This is a genomic window from Herminiimonas contaminans (genome assembly GCF_015645465.1).
Classification (GTDB): domain Bacteria; phylum Pseudomonadota; class Gammaproteobacteria; order Burkholderiales; family Burkholderiaceae_D; genus Oxalicibacterium; species Oxalicibacterium contaminans.
The window spans coordinates 96,025-111,935 of sequence record NZ_JADOEL010000009.1 but is presented as its reverse complement, the minus strand read 5'-3'; the positions used below and the strand labels follow the sequence as shown (position 1 = coordinate 111,935).

General features: G+C 55.3%; 16 protein-coding genes. 6 read left to right on the top strand and 10 right to left on the bottom strand.

Annotation, left to right across the window (positions count from 1 at the left end; all coding sequences use genetic code 11):
• The first annotated feature begins 55 nt into the window (after positions 1-55).
• Entirely contained in the window at positions 56-1,201 is a 1,146-nt protein-coding gene (locus IXC47_RS12250; RefSeq protein WP_195875798.1) for a branched-chain amino acid ABC transporter substrate-binding protein, read from the top strand.
• 70 nt (positions 1,202-1,271) lie between these two features.
• On the opposite strand, the gene IXC47_RS12245 is transcribed toward IXC47_RS12250, so the two are convergent.
• The 8 genes from IXC47_RS12245 to IXC47_RS12210 all read right to left on the bottom strand — a co-directional run bounded on the left by IXC47_RS12245 (position 1,272) and on the right by IXC47_RS12210 (position 9,427).
• Entirely contained in the window at positions 1,272-1,868 is a 597-nt protein-coding gene (locus tag IXC47_RS12245) for a helix-turn-helix domain-containing protein (RefSeq protein ID WP_175626208.1), read from the bottom strand.
• Between the two features lie 53 nt (positions 1,869-1,921).
• Positions 1,922-3,211 carry a M20 family metallo-hydrolase gene (locus IXC47_RS12240; RefSeq protein ID WP_195875797.1) on the bottom strand — a complete coding sequence of 430 codons (1,290 nt, stop codon included), beginning with the start codon at positions 3,209-3,211 and terminating at the stop codon, positions 1,922-1,924.
• Positions 3,212-3,225: 14 nt separating this feature from the next.
• Positions 3,226-4,524, bottom strand: a complete 1,299-nt coding sequence (locus tag IXC47_RS12235) for an amidase (RefSeq protein WP_195875796.1) — start codon at positions 4,522-4,524, stop codon at positions 3,226-3,228.
• 13 nt (positions 4,525-4,537) lie between these two features.
• Complete coding sequence (locus IXC47_RS12230) at positions 4,538-5,245, bottom strand: ABC transporter ATP-binding protein (protein WP_175626205.1); 708 nt, start codon at positions 5,243-5,245, stop codon at positions 4,538-4,540.
• A complete protein-coding gene (locus IXC47_RS12225; RefSeq protein WP_407651119.1) occupies positions 5,242-6,066 on the bottom strand; it encodes an ABC transporter ATP-binding protein in 825 nt (274 codons plus the stop codon). The genes IXC47_RS12230 and IXC47_RS12225 overlap by 4 nt, the downstream gene beginning before the upstream one ends.
• Positions 6,066-7,229: a branched-chain amino acid ABC transporter permease gene (locus IXC47_RS12220; protein WP_175626204.1), complete on the bottom strand. Its 1,164-nt coding sequence runs from the start codon at positions 7,227-7,229 to the stop codon at positions 6,066-6,068. The genes IXC47_RS12225 and IXC47_RS12220 overlap by 1 nt, the downstream gene beginning before the upstream one ends.
• A gap of 1 nt (position 7,230) precedes the next feature.
• Complete coding sequence (locus tag IXC47_RS12215; RefSeq protein WP_175626203.1) at positions 7,231-8,160, bottom strand: branched-chain amino acid ABC transporter permease; 930 nt, start codon at positions 8,158-8,160, stop codon at positions 7,231-7,233.
• Positions 8,161-8,251: 91 nt separating this feature from the next.
• A complete protein-coding gene (locus IXC47_RS12210; RefSeq protein ID WP_175626202.1) occupies positions 8,252-9,427 on the bottom strand; it encodes a branched-chain amino acid ABC transporter substrate-binding protein in 1,176 nt (391 codons plus the stop codon).
• A 181-nt stretch (positions 9,428-9,608) separates the two neighbouring features.
• On the opposite strand from IXC47_RS12210, the gene IXC47_RS12205 reads away from it, so the two are divergent.
• Positions 9,609-9,869, top strand: coding sequence for a hypothetical protein (locus IXC47_RS12205; RefSeq protein ID WP_195875795.1), 261 nt, complete (start codon positions 9,609-9,611; stop codon positions 9,867-9,869).
• Here the strand turns inward: IXC47_RS12205 and IXC47_RS12200 are convergent.
• Positions 9,853-10,161: a c-type cytochrome gene (locus tag IXC47_RS12200; protein ID WP_124574836.1), complete on the bottom strand. Its 309-nt coding sequence runs from the start codon at positions 10,159-10,161 to the stop codon at positions 9,853-9,855. The two genes, IXC47_RS12205 and IXC47_RS12200, sit on opposite strands and share 17 nt — an antisense overlap.
• Positions 10,162-10,319: 158 nt before the next feature.
• On the opposite strand from IXC47_RS12200, the gene IXC47_RS12195 reads away from it, so the two are divergent.
• Together IXC47_RS12195 and IXC47_RS12190 are read left to right on the top strand one after the other, a co-directional pair.
• Entirely contained in the window at positions 10,320-10,535 is a 216-nt protein-coding gene (locus IXC47_RS12195; protein ID WP_175626201.1) for a TIGR04438 family Trp-rich protein, read from the top strand.
• A gap of 174 nt (positions 10,536-10,709) precedes the next feature.
• Entirely contained in the window at positions 10,710-12,089 is a 1,380-nt protein-coding gene (locus IXC47_RS12190; protein WP_195875794.1) for a sensor domain-containing diguanylate cyclase, read from the top strand.
• A gap of 237 nt (positions 12,090-12,326) precedes the next feature.
• On the opposite strand, the gene ilvD is transcribed toward IXC47_RS12190, so the two are convergent.
• The gene (ilvD, locus tag IXC47_RS12185) at positions 12,327-14,000 is read right to left on the bottom strand and encodes a dihydroxy-acid dehydratase (protein WP_175626199.1); all 1,674 of its coding nucleotides are present in this window, start codon (positions 13,998-14,000) and stop codon (positions 12,327-12,329) included.
• A gap of 190 nt (positions 14,001-14,190) precedes the next feature.
• Here ilvD and IXC47_RS12180 point away from each other — a divergent pair, with 190 nt between their 5' ends.
• The gene (locus IXC47_RS12180) at positions 14,191-15,084 is read left to right on the top strand and encodes a LysR substrate-binding domain-containing protein (protein ID WP_124574832.1); all 894 of its coding nucleotides are present in this window, start codon (positions 14,191-14,193) and stop codon (positions 15,082-15,084) included.
• Positions 15,085-15,088: 4 nt separating this feature from the next.
• Positions 15,089-15,886 carry a prolipoprotein diacylglyceryl transferase gene (gene lgt, locus IXC47_RS12175; RefSeq protein ID WP_175626197.1) on the top strand — a complete coding sequence of 266 codons (798 nt, stop codon included), beginning with the start codon at positions 15,089-15,091 and terminating at the stop codon, positions 15,884-15,886.
• The last annotated feature ends 25 nt before the right edge of the window (positions 15,887-15,911 follow it).

Here is a 15,911-nt window from a genome sequence, read left to right as displayed (position 1 = left end):
AGCGTGCCCAGTGTTGCAGCTACTCTGTATTTTTACAATCCTCAGGAGAAAATATATGCAGTTCAAGACAAAAATGATTCCCTTAACTGGTGCAGTCCTCCTGGCACTCGCCGGCAGCGCACTGGCACAGGAACAAATCGTCAAAATCGGCCACGTCGGTCCGGTCACCGGCACCGATGCACACATGGGCAAGGACAATGAAAACGGCGCCCGCCTGGCAGTCGAGGAGCTCAATGCCAAGGGCGTCGTCATCAACGGCAAGAAAGTCAAACTGCAATATATGCCGGAAGACGATGCAGCCGATCCGAAACAAGCTACCGCAGCGGCCACCAAACTGGTCGACTCCAATGTCGCGGTCGTCATCGGCCACCTGAATTCGGGTGCCACCATCCCTGCTTCGCGCATCTACGCGAATGCCGGTATCGTACAAATTTCGCCTTCCTCCACCAATCCGAAGTACACACAACAAGGCTTTAAAACAGCCTTCCGCGTAGTTGCCAATGATGCGCAACTGGGTCGTGTACTAGGCCAGTACGCAGTCAAAACCCTGGCTGCCAAAAACGTCGCCGTGATCGATGACCGTACTGCTTACGGCCAGGGCGTCGCAGAAGAATTTGCCAAAGGCGTCAAGGCCGCCGGTGGCAGCGTGGTCACCAGCCAGTACACGAATAACAAGGCAACCGACTTCAACGCCATCCTGACTGCGATCAAGGCGAAGAAACCGGATGTCATTTTCTTTGGCGGCATGGATGCAGTCGGCGGTCCTATGCTGCAACAAATGAAACAACTGGGCATCAATGCCAAATTCATGGGTGGTGACGGTATTTGTACCGGCTCCCTGCCGGGTCTGGCAGGCGCAGGCCTCGGTGAAAATCAGGTCTACTGCGCAGAAGCTGGCGGCGTGGAAGATGCACGTAAAGCAGGCCTGGATAAATTCCGCGCAGCCTACAAAAAACGCTTTGGCATCGACGTCGTCTACACCGCAGCCTATGCCTACGATGCGACCTATGCAGTAGTCGATGCGATGCAAAAAGCCAAATCCTCGGAACCGGCCAAGTACCTGCCTGAGCTGGCAAAAATCAGCTACCCGGGCGTGACCGGCACTATCGCTTTCGATGCCAAAGGCGATATCAAGGACGGTACCCTGACGCTGTACACCTACCGTGGCGGCAAACGTACCGAACTGGCAGTCGTGAAATAAGCAGCTGTCCCACAATAAAAAAAGCGCCGATCAGGCGCTTTTTTTATTTCATCAAACCAAGTGCGATGCACTAAAAAGTGGCAGGTGAATTCACCCACAGTACTTTCGCCACGGTCTTGCCGATATTGCTATAACCATGCGGCACATTGCTGGCAAAGGTAAACACATCACCAACGGTAATCTCGTAACGCTCGTCACCCAGGCGCAACTCCAGCGTACCTTCCAGTACGTAGCCGACTTCTTCGCCCACATGCTCGATCTGGCCATCACTCTCGGCACCCGGCTCGACGATATGTATATTCGCCTGCAACAAGCCGCCACGGGTGGGCAGCACCAGACGCTCCAGCGATATGCCGCCAGTCTTGATCACAGGCCGCTCACCGACGCGCAAGACCGGACCAACTACCGGCATCTCTTCCGACATCAAGGTCGAAATATTGGTATCCAATGCCACGGCGAGTCTATGCAGCATCACCAGTGAAGGTGTGGCTGAACCGCGCTCTATCTTGGAAATCAGGCTCTCCGAACACTCTGCCTTCTTCGCCAGTTGTATCAGGGTCAAACCCGCAACCAGGCGGGTATGGCGCAAGCGCACCCCCAGCCCGGATACCGAGGTTTTCTTCTCGACAGTTTCAACGCTGGCAGCAGTACTGCGTTTGCTCTTCAATTTCTTTATCCGTAAAAAAGGGACGATCGAATACCGCGATTACCGTTGCTTGCCTACTGATTGGCTAATTCGACTACGGTGTAAGCCAGTGCTTGCACACCCAGGTACAAATCTTCCGGCGCGGTTTCCTCGGCGGCATTGTGACTGATTCCGCCCTTGCTTGGCACAAAAATCATCGCAGTCGGGCAATATTCCGCCAGATACATGGCGTCATGGAAAGCACCCGAAGTCAGGTGTTGCGGCTCGCCGCGCTTGGCCAGGGTACCGGCCCGCACGCATGCTTTCTCTATCAGGTTCAGCATGTCTTGCGGGAAAATCGTCGGCGGACGCGAGAAGAAGCATTCAAAGCCTATCTTGCCGCGCCATTGATAGGCAGCAATCGTCTGAGTCAGGAACTGCTCAAAACGTTCCAATACGGCAGCATCGACACAACGCACGTCTATGGTGAATTCCACATTGCCGGGAATGGTGTTGACCGAATTCGGCCCGACCTGCCAGCGTCCCAGGGTCAGGCGCAGATTGTGCGCCGCTTCGGCCGCAGCATAGGTATACAGCTGTTGCGCCAGCGCGACTGCCGCTTTCATCGCATCCGCACGCTCATCCATCGGCGTGGTCCCGGCATGCGCCGCCATGCCGACACAATCAACACGATACCAGCGCACGCTCTGGATGCCGGTCACGACGCCCAGCGCCGCGTTCGCACGTTCCAGTACCGGGCCTTGTTCTATATGCAGTTCGACGCATGATGCTATCGGCTGACGCAGACTGCGATGTTTGACATCAGCAGCCGCTTGCAGTGCGGTATCAACCGCCGCACCGAAAGTAATATTGTCGCCATCCTTCACGGCACGATAAGCCGCCAGACGCGACGGATCGACGAAGGCGCTGGAACCCATTGCACCGGGGCCGAAGCGGCTGCCTTCTTCATTGGTCCATGCCACTACTTCAATCGCACGTTGCGTCTGGATCCCGGCATCGTTCAAGGCTGCGATCACTTCAAGTCCGGCCAGTACGCCATAAGCACCATCCAGTTTGCCGCCTACCGGTTGCGTATCGGCATGGCTGCCGGTCAGCACCGGTGGCAAGTCAGTCGTGCCAGGGCGACGGAAAAACAAATTCGCACAATCATCGATCTCCACTTCACAACCCAACGCCCGCGCCGATGTAATCAAGTGTCGACGTGCTTCCAGATCAATCGCCGTCAGTGTTTCGCGTGCCACGCCGCCATCATCGCGCCCACCAAAGGCAGCGAGTGCGGCAATCGCATCCTGCAGGCGATTGCTGTTGACGTGATCCTGTGCATTTTCTGCGGCGCTGGTCGCCGCCTGTGCTTGCTTAGTCATGCTATTCCTGTCTCTCAGTTGAGCGTAGCAAAAGTGTTTTCGAGTAAATGGGCTGCGGCCAGCGTGCTGGCATCTCCCCAGCGTGGACCGATCAGCGTCACGCCTATCGGCATACCACCCGGGCCCATACCTTGCGGCACGTGCACGCATGGATTACCGAGCAGCGACCACATACGATTAAAAATCGGATCGCCGGTTGCATTCAGTCCGGCCGGTGCTTCACCTTCGGTGCTCGGTGCGAGCAGGATGTCGACGTTTTCAAATACGCCTGCCGCCACTTGACGCGAGGCAGCGGCCAGCGCTTGCGCGGCGACATAGCTGCAGCCGTCTATCGCTTGTCCGGCTGCCAGCACGGCGGCAAAGGCCTTGCTGAAACCATCTGCATGGGTGCGTGCTTCCGGTGCAAAAGCAGCGGCCGCTTCATAAGACATGATGCGTATCTGCGCATCCGTCAGGCCACCGCAAGGTGCCGGTAAATCGATGTCGCTGAGTACCGCACCAGCGCGTTCCAGCAAGCGTGCTGCCTGCTCGATGGCGGCACGGGTCGCTGCACTGGCCCGATCCCAGTTGGGTGTCCGGCATATGCCTACGCGCAGACGTGTGGGTTGTGCTTCCAGCGTCAGCAACGCAGACAAAGGCAGGCGCGCCAGCGCACCGATAAAGAAAGCGGCATCGGCGACATTGCGCGTCAGCACACCAACCGTATCCAGGCTGGGCGACAAGGATTTAATTCCGGCCAGCGGCAAAGTGCCGAAAGTCGGTTTGTAACCCACCACGCCGCAATACGCAGCAGGCCGCACGATGGAACCTGCAGTTTGTGTAGCGAAAGCCGCAGGCACCATGCCGCTTGCCACTGCCGCCGCCGAACCGCTGGATGAACCACCCGGTGTGTGATCAGTTGCACCGTGCGGATTGCGTGTAGGCCCCGGCTGGAAAGTGGCAAACTCGGTAGTGACGGTCTTACCCATCAGCACCGCACCGGCGCTGCGACTGGCAGCGACACAAGCTGCATCCACGATAGGGCGATAGTTTTCATAGATGGGCGAACCATAGGTGGTCGGCATATCCGCCGTATCCATCAAGTCCTTCACACCAATCGGCAAGCCATACAGCAAACCCTGCTGCGGCTGCGCATCAAGCAGGCGCGCCTGCTCAATCACATGCTGCGGATCGAAATGCTGCCATGCGTGTACCGCAGGTTCGTATTCCTCGATATGTGTAATCCCGGCACGCGCCACATCTTCCACCGATACTTCGCGACGTGCGATGCTGGCTGCCAATTGTTTCAGCGATGCGCTGGCGTAATCTCTCATACAACGCTCCCGATCAACCGAAGTAAGCCGAACGCACGTCATCATTGCTGGCCAGTGCTTCCGCCGTACCCTGTGCCATCACGCGACCTTGCGACAGCACATAGCCATAGTGCGAAATCGCCAACGTCTGGCGTGCATTCTGCTCAACCAGCAAGACCGTGATACCGAGTGCATTGATCTGCTTGATGACCTTGAAGTTTTCTTTCACGTACAGCGGTGATAAACCAAGTGACGGTTCATCGATCACCAGCAACTTCGGTTCAGCCATCAGGCCGCGACCAATGGAAACCATAGCCTGCTCACCGCCGGACATGGTCCCTGCCAGTTGCGCCGCACGTTCTTTCAGGCGCGGGAAAATTTCATACACCCGTGCCAGGCGCTCACGCACCACACCGCTGCCGCTTTCAAGGAAAGCGCCGAGTGCGAGATTTTCTGCCACGGTCATGCGTGGAAAAACCTTGCGGCCTTCCGGTATGCACGAGATACCGCTGGCGATGATGTTGTGTGTCTTTTCACCGGCCAGGTTCTTGCCACCCCACAGGATTTCGCCCTGGCGTGGCGGCGTCAAACCCAGTATCGAGCGTATCAGCGTGCTCTTGCCGGCACCGTTGGCACCGAGGATGCAGGTGATCTTGCCCGGTGCGACTTCAATCGAGACATCGTGCAATACATTGACCTTGTCGTAGCCAGTAGTCAGTCCCTTGACGATCAGATTGCTCATTCGGCTTCTCCCAGGTAAGCGGTTTGCACATTAGGATCAGCGGTGATTTCTGCGTAAGTGCCTTCGGCGATTTTCTTGCCGTAGTTGAATACGATGCAGCGATCGGTAATGCGCTCGATCACATTCATTTCATGTTCGATCAGCACGATGGTCAGTTTTTCCAGCTTGCCGCGCACCTGCAGGATGTCATCCATCAGGGCTTCGGTTTCATCATGCGTCATACCAGCCGAAGGCTCGTCCAGCAACAACAGGTGTGGTTGGCTCAGCAAAGCACGGCAAACTTCGATGCGACGACGATCGATCATGGTGAAGGTACCCACCGGCTCGAACATGCGTGCCACCAGTGGTGGACTGAAGATATTCAGCAACGCTTCGACCTTGCTCACATAAGCATCGTATTCAGCACGGAAAGCCTTGCGCTGGAACAGATTGAAGAACAAGCCGTGGTTCATGTGCTGGTAATCGCCGATCACGATGTTGTCGAACACCGTCAACGGCAATGACAGCCGTGAACGCTGGAAGGTACGCGCCACACCGCTGCGATAAATCTCCTGCGGCGTCTGGCCTATGACTTCCTGGCCCTGGTAAATAATCGAACCGCTGCTGGCTTTATACAAACCGGTCAGCACGTTAAAGAAAGTAGTCTTGCCGGAACCGTTAGGTCCGAGCAAACCCAGCACTTCCCCTTCGTTGATATGCATATTCAACCGGTCGAGCGCGGTCAGGCCACCGAAGCGCATGGTCAAATCGGTTACACCGACCAGCTTGCCGCCGACAGTGTGTGTCGGACGCTCTACGTGATTCATGGTTGCGGCATTCATTAGGCGTCCTTTCTGCTAAAGAACAAGCGTGTCTTGCGTGGCAACAAGCCTTCAGGACGGAACAGCAGGATAGCGATCACCAATGCTGCGTACAGCAAGACGCGATATTCCTGGATGAACTGCAGCTTCTCCGGCAGCATCAGCACGATGATGGCCGCAGGGATCAGGCCGACCGGATTGCCGAGGCCACCAAGGATGGCGATCGATACCAGCAACAGTGAATCGGAGAAGGTGAAGTTATTCGGCGCGATGAAGCCCACCATCATGCCGTACACGCTACCGGCGATACCGGCGAACAGATTGCCCATGGTGAAGGCAATCACCTTCCAGCGGGCGATATGCAAACCGAAGGTAGCCGCAGCTGTTTCATCGGTACGCACCACATCCATGCTCAAGCCTACCCACGAACGTTCCAGTGCTTTCACCAGTACAAACGCACCGGCACAAATCACCAGGCTCAGCAGCACATAGGAAACATAGAAGGAGAACTCAATGCCAAACAGTTTGAAGCCGTCATTGAAGGCATGACCGAACAACTGCATGCCCGGCACTTGCAGACCTTGCGGGCCACCAAGCACATCGTTGACTTCGATAAAGGTCTTGAACAGGATGCCGAATGCAATCGTGACCAGAGCTGCATAGTGACCACGGGTACGCAGCACGGGCAGGATCAGCACCGAACCGATGATGGCAGCAACCACACCGGAGATCGCAATGTTGGCCAGTTGCGGCAGACCGGTATGCGTCGCTAGCACCGCAGTGGTGTAACTACCGATACCAAAGAACGCAGCACCGGCAAAGTTGGCCACACCGACAAAACCGAATTGCAGGGTCAGTCCCATGCATGCAGTCGAATACAGCAACACTGCGCATATCATCATCAGCACGAAGTGGCTGTCATAGAAAGCAGCCACCAGAGCCAGCACTCCCATGACGCTCCACAGGCGCGCCAGGCCAGGTTGAATTGCTGCAGCCTGCTCTACCTTTTGCGTGGTGCCGGTTTTTTTGCCGACGATCGCCAGCACCAGCGCCAGCACGATCAGGACGCCGATGGCGAGCTGCGATTCAGCGTGCAGGAACAACCACATATATGCTGTCACCAGGACAGTGGCCAGCGCCAATACCAGCTTGGCTGAATTTGTTTTCAATTTGATGTCGCTCATATCAGACTCGCTCGCTTGATTTTTCGGCAATCAGCCCGGTTGGTTTCCACGCCATCAACATAATGACGACAGCAAAGGCGAAGACGTCTTTGTATGCACTAGGGATATTCGGTATCAGTGCCGGCAACAAGGCGCTGCCGAGTACTTGCAAGGCAGCGAACAGGAAGCCACCGAGAATCGCACCGTAGATATTGCCCAGCCCGCCCAGGATCGCAGCCGAGAAGCCGATCACGCCGAGCAACAGGCCGACGTTGAAGTTGATCTCGTTGTAGTACAAGCCGTTCATCACACCAGCCAGCGCGGCCATGCCGGAGCCCAGTGCAAACGTCAGCAAGACCACTGCTTCGAAATTAATACCCATCAGGCGCGCCGTTTCACCATCCTGCGCCACGGCGCGGATCGCCATACCAAGGCGGGTGCGCGTAATCAGGAAGTGCACGCCAGCGATAATCGCCAGCCCGCTGATCAGCAGGATCACGTTATCTGCTCGCAGCGCGAGCGTACCGATATCCACCGAGCCAGTAGGCAACAAGGAAGGGAAAGGTTTGGAATTCGAACCGTCTGGGTAAAACAGACGTACCGATTCACGCATTACCGTACCCAGCATCAGGGTCGCCAGCAAGGTATTCAGCGGCGGTGCCTTATGCAAGGGAAGAATCAGGAATTTGGCGATCGCCGCACCGAGCAAACCGGTCACGCACACCGCACTAATCACAACTGCCAGCAAGCGTATCCAGGGTGAGCTGATGTCCAGCATCAAGACACCAGTGGAAGCCGTCAGGCCCGCGAACGCACCGACCATCAAAGTATCGCCGTGCGAAAACTTGATGACGTCCAATACGCCAAAAAACAAGGTAAACCCGACCGCCACCATGGCATAGATCATGCCCAGCATCAGTCCGTTAAACACATATTGACCGATTTCACTCATCGTTTGCTCCGTTCCAGATTCTCTCAGGCAGCAGGTCCCCGCACAGGGGCGGGGCCTGCGATTTCATGCCTGTCTTATGATTGCTTAGAGCTTAGAGCCCGGACAACTTCCGCTTGCCAGTGGCATAGCTGCTGTCTTCCCAAATCACCCACTTGCCATCTTCAACCACATACTTGGTTACCAATGGCACGATGTTTTGGCGGTGGTCATCGAAGGTCACTTTACCGATGAGGGTATCGGCGTCTTTGGTTTGGTTCAGCACATCACGCACCTTCTTGCGATCCGGGCCGACTTTTTCAACTGCATCCATGATCAGGTTGGCAGCTGCGTATGCGAATGGACCGTAGGCTTCAGGTGGTTCGCTGTATTTTTGCAATTGATATTTGGCAGTGAAGAACAAGCCACCTGGAATTTTTTCCCATGGTGCGCCTTCGATGAAGGACAAGGAACCTTCCGCAACCTTCTCGCCTACACCCTGGATATACGCATCCGACTTGATACCGGAGGTGCCTTCAAACTGCGCCTTGATACCGAGCTTTTCCATCTGGGTGCGGATACGAACGCCGAGCGGTGTCAGGCCACCGAAGTAGACGACATCTGGTTTCAATTCGCGGATCTTGGTCAGTTCGGTGGTGAAATCCTGCTGGTCGGCAGTCACACCAAAAGTCGACAGTACGGTGCCGCCATTCTTCTTCACGAACTCGGAGAAATACTTGTTGTGGCCTTTGCCGTAATCGGTGGTGTCATGAATGATGGCCCACTTCTTATAGCCCTTGCTGATCATGAACTTGGCAGCCACTTCGCTCTGGTTAATCATCGTGCCGTTGACGCGATGAACTTCCTTGAAGTCATTGCCGTATGTGATCTCAGGCAGCACAGCGCCCCACACGATGACCGGCAAACCGAAACGGTTGTAAACACCAACGGTACCCATTGCCACTGCGGAACAGAAATGGGTCACGCCCGCGACGATGCTCTTATCTGCAGCAACTTTGGTAGCAACCTGCACGCCGACGTTAGGACGACATTCATCATCCTGGGTCACGAGTTGATAGGTGTACTTGGCCTTCGGATCTGCATTGCGCAAGCGCACTGCGAGGTCAGCCGAGTTACGCCCGCCCAGACCGATGGAGGAGACCCCGCCAGTAAGCGGCCCAACAAATGCAATCTTCACGACATCTTTAGCCGATGCCGTCATGCTCAATAAACCCATGCCTACAGCAGCACAAACAACCGCCGCCTTTAATACAGTGTTGGTCTTGCTCACTTTAATCTCCTTTGAAAACGATCGACGGGAACAATTCAAGTTGCTTGAATGACAGTAACAACAAAAACTTAAATATTCAAGTAGCTTGAATTTTGTTCAGCAACAAGCGTGCCAATCGGAAAGCGAGAGGGGCTTCCCTCTCTGGAGAAGAGGTAAATTGAGTGTGGTAAAGCGGATACAAATGGTGGTAATCGAATGTGCTGCTGGCAACAAGATGCGCCGAAATGGAGAGGGGCTGCACTTAATGGGGGAGCTTGTTGGTTTGCGCGTTGATGGCGCTGATTCGGTTTTCCCTCCGGAGAAAAGTGCGTTGCCGGGGGTGGCCCCGCTCTCCACGGAGAAAGAACCGCATCATCAACAAGCAATCCAAACAGACAATAAAAAAGCGCCCCGGGAGGCGCTTTTTAACTATCAAGTAAATCTGCTTACTTCAAAGTCATAATCCAAGAAACCAGCGTGCGAGCCTCAGCCTCACTAACCTGAGCATTAGCCGGCATAGGCACAGCACCCCAGGTGCCGCTACCGCCCTTCAATACCTTCTGCACCAGCTTATCTTCTGCGCCTTTTTGACCAGAATACTTCGCTGCGATGTCTTTAAAGGAAGGCCCCACCACCTTGTTGGTCACCGAGTGGCAAGCCATACAATTCTTTGCCTTCGCCAAATCAGCATTCGCCAGCGCGACATTCGACACGCCTGCAGCCAGAACCAAACCAAGCAACAAAGTACGTTTCATGCTTTTCTCCACAAGATTGATCGCCGCCATTCTACCGCGTTTTACGCGCCACGATGGCACACTCCCATACTGCTATAACGCCAAGCTAACACGCCAGTTGACGCGTGCAATTGACCGTTACTCTTTTTCACAATATCCTGCGGCAAAAGGGAGAATTCATGTTACTCATCATCGCGATCGTACTGTTGACCGTTTTGAAATACTTTGAAGTCGGTCCGCTCGCCAGCCTGTCATGGTGGTGGATTGCCGGCTTGTTCGTGGTGGCCTTTATCTGGTTTGAATTCGTCGAGCGCATGTTCGGCCTCGATAAGCGCAAAGCACACGAACAACTGGAAAAAGCACGCCAGGAACGCGTGAAGAAAACCTTCAAATAAATAGCATCTGATTTAACACGCCCAGCACTGGGCAGATTTTTCCTACACCAGTGCTAGTCCTACACCGAGTAAACATTTCTAAACAAAGACCGCGCATCCTTGACCCCATGCGGTGTAGCGGTTCTACTAGGGGCTGCAGAGCCTGTTTCTTAAATTTTAAAGTGAGGCCACGTCATGCGCCTACCTTTAACGTTTACAGCGCACCCCACCAGCCCTACCTGGCGACTCCCCATCATCGTATTCCTGCTGACCGCTATGGTCGGCGGCTGGATTTTTTTCAAGTCCGAATCCAACCGGCGCGAGATCGAGATGGCGCGGGCGAATCAACTGGTCTCCAGCTATGCCACCGCGATTACCCGGCAATTCGACCATGCGCTGTCCGCTGCCAATGCGCTGGCCGTGATGGTGCATCAGGGCAAAGGTCGCGTAGCTGAATTCTCGCGCCTGTCCAAATACATGCTGAATATGTACAAAGGCGCTTATGCCCTCGCCTTGGCTCCTGACGGCGTAGTGCAGCAAATCGAGCCCGCCGCCAGCAATGCATGCGTCAATGGACACGACATCATGGCGGGCATGGATCGCGCCACACTGATACCGACCATGGATCAGAACGTGGTCGAGTTCTATGGCCCTATCCGCTTGCTGCAAGGACCTATGGGTGCGATCGGCAAGCTGCCGGTGTTCCTGAAGAATGCAGAAGGCAAAGCCTACTTCTGGGGCTATACGCTGGTGACCCTGAAGTTTCCTGATGCCTTCAGTGACGCACGACTCGAAGACATGGAAAGCCGCGGCTACACCTACCGCCTGAGTGGCAAAAATCCGCAAACCGACAAGGTAGAACTGATCGCAGCTTCGCGCAAACCCTTGCAAGGTCGCATCTTCACGCGCCAGGTCAAAGTCGGCAGCGATGAATGGACGCTGGAAGTCAGCAAAAAAGATGGCTGGCAATCTGGTGCCCGCACACTGGTGGCAGCCGTTATCGTCATCATCAGCAGTCTGTGCATGGGCTGGTTCGCTTATGTTCTGGCCGCCATCATCCGCAGTCGCCGCGAGTTGCAAAGCATCGCCCAGTACGACGCCCTGACCGGCCTGCCTAATCGTCGCCTGCTGGAAAGCCATCTGAAGCAGGCGATCGCAGGTGCTGCGAATGGCGAACATCAGGTCGCCGTCTGCTTCCTCGATCTCGACGGCTTCAAGGAAATCAACGACAGCCTCGGCCATGCTGCCGGTGACTATCTGCTGCAGCAAATGTCGCTACGCCTGCACAACTGCATGCGCGCAAGCGATATGCTGGCGCGCTTTGGTGGTGATGAATTTGTCGTTGTGCTGAACGAACTGCACTCCATCGATGAATGCGAAAAAATCCTCGCACGCATGATCAAGGCCGCGCAGGAAGCGGTAGAAATCGATGGCAAGCAAGTCGTCGTATCCGCCAGCATAGGCGTCGCCATGTATCAGCCCGGACTCGGACGCGACGAACTCATGCGGCGCGCCGATGCAGCGATGTACCAGGCCAAGCAACTCGGTAAAAACAAATTCGTATTTGCTGACTGATTTGTCGAGTATTCAGGTGAATACACCGACGGGAAATTCGCCACTTGCACAAAAGCATCACCGGATAGGCAATTTATATTGAAGCCAGTAGCAGCATGGCTGTGCGCGCTGCGACCATGAGTTTCCCCCAGACTTATCCACAGAAAATGTGGATAAAGAAAACAAAAGACGCTATTCCATACGCACATAAAAAAAGCCGGCATCAGCCGGCTTTTTTACACTTACAGCAAGCAACTATCAGCCAGTGACTGCGCCTTTGCTGGCGGTCGAAGCCAATGCTGCGAATTTCGACAGGACACCGCGTGTGTAACGTGGCGCAGGTTGTTTCCAGTTAGCGCGACGACGTGCGATTTCTTCTTCCGGTACGTTCAACTGGATCAGCAGATTGTGTGCATCGATGGTAACCGAATCACCCTCTTCCACCAGACCAATCAAGCCACCAACGAAAGCTTCCGGCGACACGTGACCAACCACCATGCCCCAGGTACCGCCGGAGAAACGACCATCGGTAATCAAGCCGACTGACTCACCCAGGCCCTGGCCAACCAGCGCCGAGGTCGGTGCCAGCATCTCAGGCATACCAGGACCACCTTTAGGGCCGAGGTAACGCAAGACCAGTACGTCGCCAGCAACGATTTTCTTCGCCATGATCGCGTCCATGGCCGAGTATTCGTCGTCGAATACACGTGCAGGGCCGGTGATCACTGGGTTTTTCAGGCCGGTGATTTTTGCGACGCAACCTTCAGGCGACAGATTGCCTTTCAGGATAGCCAAGTGGCCTTGTTCGTACAGCGCGTCCTTGATCGGATGGATAACTTTTTGCTCTGCGCTCGGTACCGATGGTACGTTCGCCAGCGCTTCAGCAACGGTCTGACCGGTGATGGTCATGCAATCACCGTGCAACAAGCCTGCGTCCAGCAAGACTTTCATGACTTGCGGAATACCACCAGCTTTGTGCAAGTCGGTTGCCACGTATTGACCCGATGGTTTCAGATCGCAGATGACAGGTACTTTTTTGCGCATGCGTTCGAAGTCATCGATGGTCCATTCCACTTCAGCAGCGTGTGCAATCGCGAGGAAGTGCAAGACAGCATTGGTCGAACCGCCGGTAGCCATAATCACGGCAACTGCGTTTTCGATTGCTTTGCGGGTCACGATATCGCGCGGCTTCAGGTCTTTCTTGATCGCTTCGATCAGTACGCGTGCGGATTCAGCAGCGGAGCCGACTTTTTCATCGTCAGGGTTAGCCATGGTCGACGAGTACGGCAAGGCCAGGCCCAGCGCTTCAAATGCCGACGACATGGTGTTTGCAGTGTACATACCGCCGCAGGAGCCAGCCGATGGGCAGGCATTGCGTTCGATACCGTCGAAGTCTTCTTGCGACATACGACCGGCAGTGAATTCACCGACCGCTTCAAATGCCGAAACGATGGTCAGGTCTTTACCTTTCCAGTGGCCTGGTTTGATGGTGCCGCCGTATACGTAAATACTCGGTACGTTGGTGCGCAACATCGCGATCATGCCGCCTGGCATATTCTTGTCGCAACCACCGATGACCAGCACGCCGTCCATCCATTGGCCGTTAACAGCTGTTTCGATACAGTCGGCGATGACTTCGCGCGAAATCAGCGAATACTTCATGCCTTCGGTACCCATAGACATACCGTCGGAAATGGTCGGTGTGCCGAATACTTGTGGATTGCCGCCCGAGTCCTTGACGGTCTTGATGGCGATGTCAGCCAGCTTTTGCAGGCCGGAGTTACATGGTGTGATCGTCGAGTGACCGTTGGCGATACCAACCATAGGTTTGTCGAAATCTTCCTTTTCGTAGCCCATTGCGTAGTACATGGAACGATTCGGGCTGCGGGAGATACCTTGTGTAATATTTTTCGAACGGCGATTGAATGCCATGATGACTCCAGAAGAAAATAAGCTATCGGTAGTACGTCGCATTTAACCAGGGCTACGACGCTTGCCTGCCCGGTAACAGGGCAAATCCTTGAAAAGACGCCTAGATTGCCTTGCGCCGTGCCATGTGTCAAATATATGATTCCATCATGATCAATATGCAGAATATATTGATATGGGGTAAATTAAGGCCATGAATATAGAACTCCGGCAGTTACGTCACTTCGTCACGGTCGCCGAGGAAATGCACTTCGGCCGCGCCGCCCAGCGCCTGCACATGACGCAGCCGCCGCTGTCACAATCCATCCAGGCGCTGGAAGCCCTGCTCGGGGTGCAGCTGTTCCGCCGCACCAGCCGCAGCGTGGCACTGACTCCTGCCGGCATCGCCCTGTTGCCGGAAGCGCAACGCATCCTGCAGCAAACCGCAGCCCTGCCGGACCTGATGCGCCGTGCCGCGTCCGGTGCTTCGGGCCGGCTCTCGCTGGCCTTTGTGTCAACGGCTGACTACAGCGTGCTGCCGCACTTCCTGCGTGAATTCCGTGAAGCCTACCCACAGGTAGAGATCGATTTGCGCGAAGCCACCACCGACGTCCAGCTCGATGAACTGACGCAGGGACGCATAGATGTCGGCCTGCTGATCCCGCCGTTGCCAGACAAGGCGCGACTGCAACTGGATTATTTGCCGGTTTTATCTGAACCTTTGATCCTGGCTGTACCTAAGGGATTGAACGCGGTGCGTGGCAAGCAGACGGTAGCCTTGCAGGCAGTCGCCGAACTGCCGCTGATTATCTTCCCGCGCCGGATCGCGCCGGCCTTCCACGATGCGATCCTCGCCTGTTATCGCGATGCTGGCCTGACGCCGCATATCGGGCAGGAAGCGATACAGATGCAAACCATCATAGGACTGGTATCTGCCGGCATGGGTATCGCGCTTGTGCCACAATCCGTATCAAACTTAAAACGCCCCGGCGTCGACTACAAGGCACTGGCAGATAAAACGCCGCTGGTCGAAACCGGTATGGCATGGCGACGGGATAACACCTCGCCGGTATTAAACGCTTTTCTGGAATTACTGAGAAAGAAATAGAAATATGTGGATACACCCTATGCCCGATCCGATTGCACTTGAAATCGGTCCCCTCGCCATCCGCTGGTACGGCCTCATGTACCTGGCAGCATTCGCACAATTCATCTGGCTGGCGCGGGTACGCATCAAGCAGCCACATATCGCACGCGCCGGCTGGAAGAAAGAAGACATAGACGACATGCTGTTTTACGGCGTGCTCGGCGTCATCATCGGTGGTCGCCTTGGTGAAGTCCTGTTCTACGATCCGAGCTACTACTTCTCCAATCCGCTTGAAATCTTCAAGGTATGGAAAGGTGGCATGTCCTTCCACGGCGGTTTCCTCGGTGTGCTACTCGCGATGAGCATCTGGGCCAACCGTCAGCGCCGCAATGTACTGGACGTATGGGATTTCATCGCACCTATGGTGCCGCTTGGTTATGCCTTCGGCCGTCTCGGCAATTTCATCAATGCCGAATTGCCGGGTCGCGTCGCCGATGCCTCGCTGCCGTGGGCCATGATCTGGCCTAACGTCGATAACCTGCCACGTCATCCTTCGCCTTTGTACCAGGCACTGGTCGATGGCTTGCTAATGTTTATCCTGCTGTGGCTGTTCTCGCGCAAGGAACGTCCACGCATGGCAGTCGGCGGCATGTTCTGTTTGCTGTACGGTTCGGCACGCTTCTTCACCGAATACTTCCGCATGCCGGATTACGAAGTGCACTTCGCCAATATCACCATCTCTGCCGGACAGATGTTATCGGTGCCGCTGATCGTGCTGGGCATCGTCATGCTGCTGATTGCTTATCGCAAAAAGCCTGCGTGAAGATTCCCGTTCAATCGATTAGAGA